This window comes from Cellvibrio sp., assembly GCF_053579595.1.
In genome coordinates, this window is record NZ_JBRFPI010000405.1 from 1 (window position 1) to 3863 (window position 3863).

The 3863-nt window shown below is 45.1% G+C and carries 4 protein-coding genes; all 4 read left to right on the top strand.

The window, feature by feature from the left end; translation table 11 throughout:
• The first annotated feature begins 30 nt into the window (after window positions 1–30).
• The gene (locus ACWA6V_RS18590) at window positions 31–87 is read left to right on the top strand and encodes a hypothetical protein (protein ID WP_449523894.1); all 57 of its coding nucleotides are present in this window, start codon (window positions 31–33) and stop codon (window positions 85–87) included.
• Window positions 88–310: 223 nt separating this feature from the next.
• On the top strand, window positions 311–2062 hold the full coding sequence (locus ACWA6V_RS18595) for a PKD domain-containing protein (RefSeq protein ID WP_449523891.1): 1752 nt from the start codon (window positions 311–313) through the stop codon (window positions 2060–2062).
• Window positions 2063–2348: 286 nt separating this feature from the next.
• Entirely contained in the window at window positions 2349–2516 is a 168-nt protein-coding gene (locus ACWA6V_RS18600; protein WP_449523892.1) for a hypothetical protein, read from the top strand.
• 131 nt (window positions 2517–2647) lie between these two features.
• The gene (gene fic, locus ACWA6V_RS18605; RefSeq protein WP_449523893.1) at window positions 2648–3769 is read left to right on the top strand and encodes a protein adenylyltransferase Fic; all 1122 of its coding nucleotides are present in this window, start codon (window positions 2648–2650) and stop codon (window positions 3767–3769) included.
• Window positions 3770–3863: the final 94 nt, after the last annotated feature.

The window sequence follows — 3863 nt, forward strand, 5'->3', positions numbered from 1 at the left end:
GGGGATGTTCCAGAGCCAAGTACCTTGGCAATGTTTGCGTTGGGTTTGATTGGTTTGGGTTTTGCTCGTCGTCAAGCGCGCAAATAAACCAGATTCTGATTTACCAAAAACGGCTCCTTCGGGGGCCGTTTTTTTTGGCCAAGATCCACGTAAATGAGTAGGCTTGGAAAACGATGATGAATATATCGCAGATGCCATCAATCATTCCTGCAACAATAACGGAGGTGATAGTGGTGTTGGTTGTCTTACTATAGAACATTACCCTGTTAATCATTTCATTGGACAGTTTTATCTATTTGGAAATTTCCCCATGACACTTTTTAAAGATGCACCTTATAAACCTTTTGCCACTTGCCTGTTTGTTTTGCTAACGCAATTTAGCCTTACCACGACAGCAGCAACATTTTTGGAAATAGATACCGATGAGGGAGAGTTTCTGTTTCAGGGTAAGGATGTGAATGTCACCGACGATGATGGTGATTTTGCGTTATTTTATTCAGCACCCAATCAATTATCGGGTGGATTTACCTGGAGCACACCCGCTGCAGATAAATACAACATTCAATTAACCTTTTTCTCGGGCACAGATAAAAAATTCCAGGTTGGCCCCTATTTAAATACCAAGGGTCCGGGTTGGCTACAAGGTCAAATCGAACCGTCATTGGATGTGAATTTGATTGGCGCAGGCAGGGGTTGCTCCGCTAATACCGGCGAGTTTGTTGTTTATGAGTTTGAGCCAACAGCAAAACCACCGCGTTATGCCATTAACTTTACCCAGTACTGTGTGCTTGGCAATCAAGCACAAATACGCGGCATATTGCGCATCAATTCCAACTTCCCAAAACAGGATTCCAAACCGCTTGCCGCTATTTCTTTACCTGAACCAAAAGCAATTGAAGGCAAACAATATCGGGTAAGTGGCGAAAATTCCCGCGCGCAGCAAGGTGAAATTATTCGTTATGAATGGAGTCAGGTATCTGGCCCGGCGGTGACATTTATCAATTCAACACAGGAGACTGCATTAGTCACGCTGCCACAAAATTTACCCTTGGGCGGTGCCGATATTCTGCTGCAATTAACGGTGACGAATACAGCGGGCAATAGCGCGACCGCTCAAACCAGTATTCACGTCGATAGTAAAAGCGATCCGCAATCCTTTTTCCGCAGCGTGACGGGAACTGAATTCCCAACCAATGATACCAATTGGCAATTTTATATCGGCCAAAACAATTTAATTAACGCTGTAGGCGGCAGTTGGGGCGTAATGGCTGACATAAGCACGAGCACTTCCGCACCTCCTGAATATCATGTCTCTATTAATCCACCGGAAAATCAGAATCTGCAACCGGGTCTTTATGAAAATGCGCGGCGTTTTGCAGGTGCAACGGCAGGGCTGGATTTTTCGGCGAACGGTTTTGGCTGCAATGCTTCGTATGGTTCATTTAATGTATTAAGCATTCAAAATGAAGGGGATCTGCTCACGCAATTCCATGCGCGTTTTACCCATTACTGCGAATCACTTGCTGCCACACCTACCAGTGGAGAAATCGCTTTCAACGTGTTTGATCCCAATGTGCCTAAAATTAATATCGCATTGCCGCAAACTATTCTGGAAGGCGATACGGTCACGCTGGATGCGTCTGCTTCGGTAGACAACATAGGTAGTATCACCACCTACCAATGGACAGGGCCGAACAACATCGTCATTGAAAACAGCAATAAAGCCATTGCATCATTTAAAGCACCCGCACTAACGGGCACAGCTCCTCTATTGGCTATTTTTAAATTACACGTGACCGACAATGAAGGCTACCAAGCCGAAAAATCGGTCACGCTGACTATTTCTCCCAAACCAAAATCATCCAGCGCCTCATCAAGTAGTGCTAAATCCAGCGCTGCAAATACCAGTGGTTCTAATACCAGTGTTTCAAATTCAAACGGATCAAGTTCAGGTGGTGGGGGTGCAGCAAGTTTATGGTATTGCCTTGGCTTGCTGATGCTAGTGCTGTTGCAAGCATCACGCCTCTCATTAATCCGCACAGGGTGTGCACGCGAAATATAAATCGTCAGGATTCAATCAGGCGGGTGTACTCATCTCACCCGCCTCTTTGGATTCGCTTTACCCGTTTTGAGCACCAATAATTTTGCGGGGTGATCTCCACTAACTCGGCGAATGTATTCAAACGCATTTCTCGTTGTGCAAGCACCACATCCAAATTCACAATAATTGGCATACAACCTCCCTATATCGTGAGTTCAAATTCTTCATTTCCCCGATATAGGGCTCACCCCACTGAAGTCCCCCTAAAATCAAGGTAATCTGCCGTTTTCATTAGAGGGAAATAGATATGTACGAAGACATTCTCAATTTCTGGTTTAACGAACTCACCACCACTGAATTCCGTGCGTGGGATGAATCGAGTTTGTTAGTAGCGAATATGATATCGCCGCTAGTGCATCGGCAATGGGTGATGGAAAGGAATTTGAGGATTTTGGATTCGGTTAGGCGGGTGTGATCATCTTGACTGGAGTTTCATGTCGAAAAAATCCATTTTTTTAAACATGATGTTGTGGACATGTACATGCAATCAACATATTCTCATCTCATGTCGAAGAAAACGCATTTTTTAAACATGAGTCGCTTGAAATGCCAGCAAATGACCTGGGGTTCAATCCCACACAACCCTATAACAACCTTCCCGTGCTACCGCCAAATACGGAGCTAGAGACCACTCCTGTACTCAAAGCCTGTATTAATGCCCGTGCCGCCCTTGCGGAACTTAAGCAGGCTGGAGAGTTACTGCCAAACCAAAGCTTGCTTATAAATATGCTTCCCTTGCTGGAAGCAAAAGACAGTTCTGAGATCGAAAATATCGTCACCACCAATGATCGCCTGTTTCAGTATGCGCAAGATGGCGAAGAATCCCAAGCCGACCCAGCCACCAAAGAAGCCTTGCGTTACCGCACCGCTCTCTACCAAGGGTTCACTGCACTTAAAGATCGCCCACTAAATACCTTAACGGCAGTGACTGTGTGCTCCACGATTAAAGGCACAGCGATGGATATTCGCAAAGTTCCCGGCACCAGCATCATGAACACAGCAACCGGGGAAGTTATTTATACCCCGCCTGTGGGTGAACAAATTATCCGCGACTTGCTCTCTAACTGGGAGCGCTATTTACATGCAGACGATGACCTCGACCCGTTAATTCGTATGGCAGTTTGTCACTATCAATTTGAAGCTATTCACCCATTTTTGGATGGAAATGGCCGCACCGGGCGCGTGTTGAATAGTTTATTTTTAATTGAGCGCGGCTTGCTTACCTTGCCCATCCTCTACCTCAGCTATTACATATTGCGCCACAAAAATGATTACTATCGATTGTTGCGCCAGGTAACTAATGAACAACATTGGCAAGAATGGGTGATCTATATGCTCACCGCCGTTAAGGAAACAGCGCAGTGGACAACAAGAAAAATCAGCGCGGTGCGTGAACTCAACGAGCACACTGCCAATTACATTCGCCAACAGTTGCCAAAAATTTATAGCCGGGAATTGGTGGATAAAATTTTTGAACAACCTTATTGCCGCATTCAAACATTGGTAGATGCCAATATCGGCCAACCCCAAACCGCATCGGTTTATTTAAAGAAATTGGTTGAGATTGGAGTGTTAATCGAAACCTCGGCAGGCAAAGAAAAATTGTTTGTGCACCCCAAATTGATGCAACTGATGACGACGGATAATGATGAGTTTAGTCATTATTAATCCACTGCTCGTCTCCCAACACTCAGAGTAATCTGCCGTTTTCATTGGAGTGACACAGCTATGTACGAAGACATTCTCAACTTCTGGTTTAACG

Bases quoted from the DNA above. Each gene is read 5' to 3' on its own strand.
- ACWA6V_RS18600 (WP_449523892.1), top strand. From the start codon at position 2,349: ATGTACGAAGACATTCTCAATTTCTGGTTTAACGAACTCACCACCACT.
- fic (WP_449523893.1), top strand. From the start codon at position 2,648: ATGCCAGCAAATGACCTGGGGTTCAATCCCACACAACCCTATAACAAC.
- ACWA6V_RS18595 (WP_449523891.1), top strand. From the start codon at position 311: ATGACACTTTTTAAAGATGCACCTTATAAACCTTTTGCCACTTGCCTG.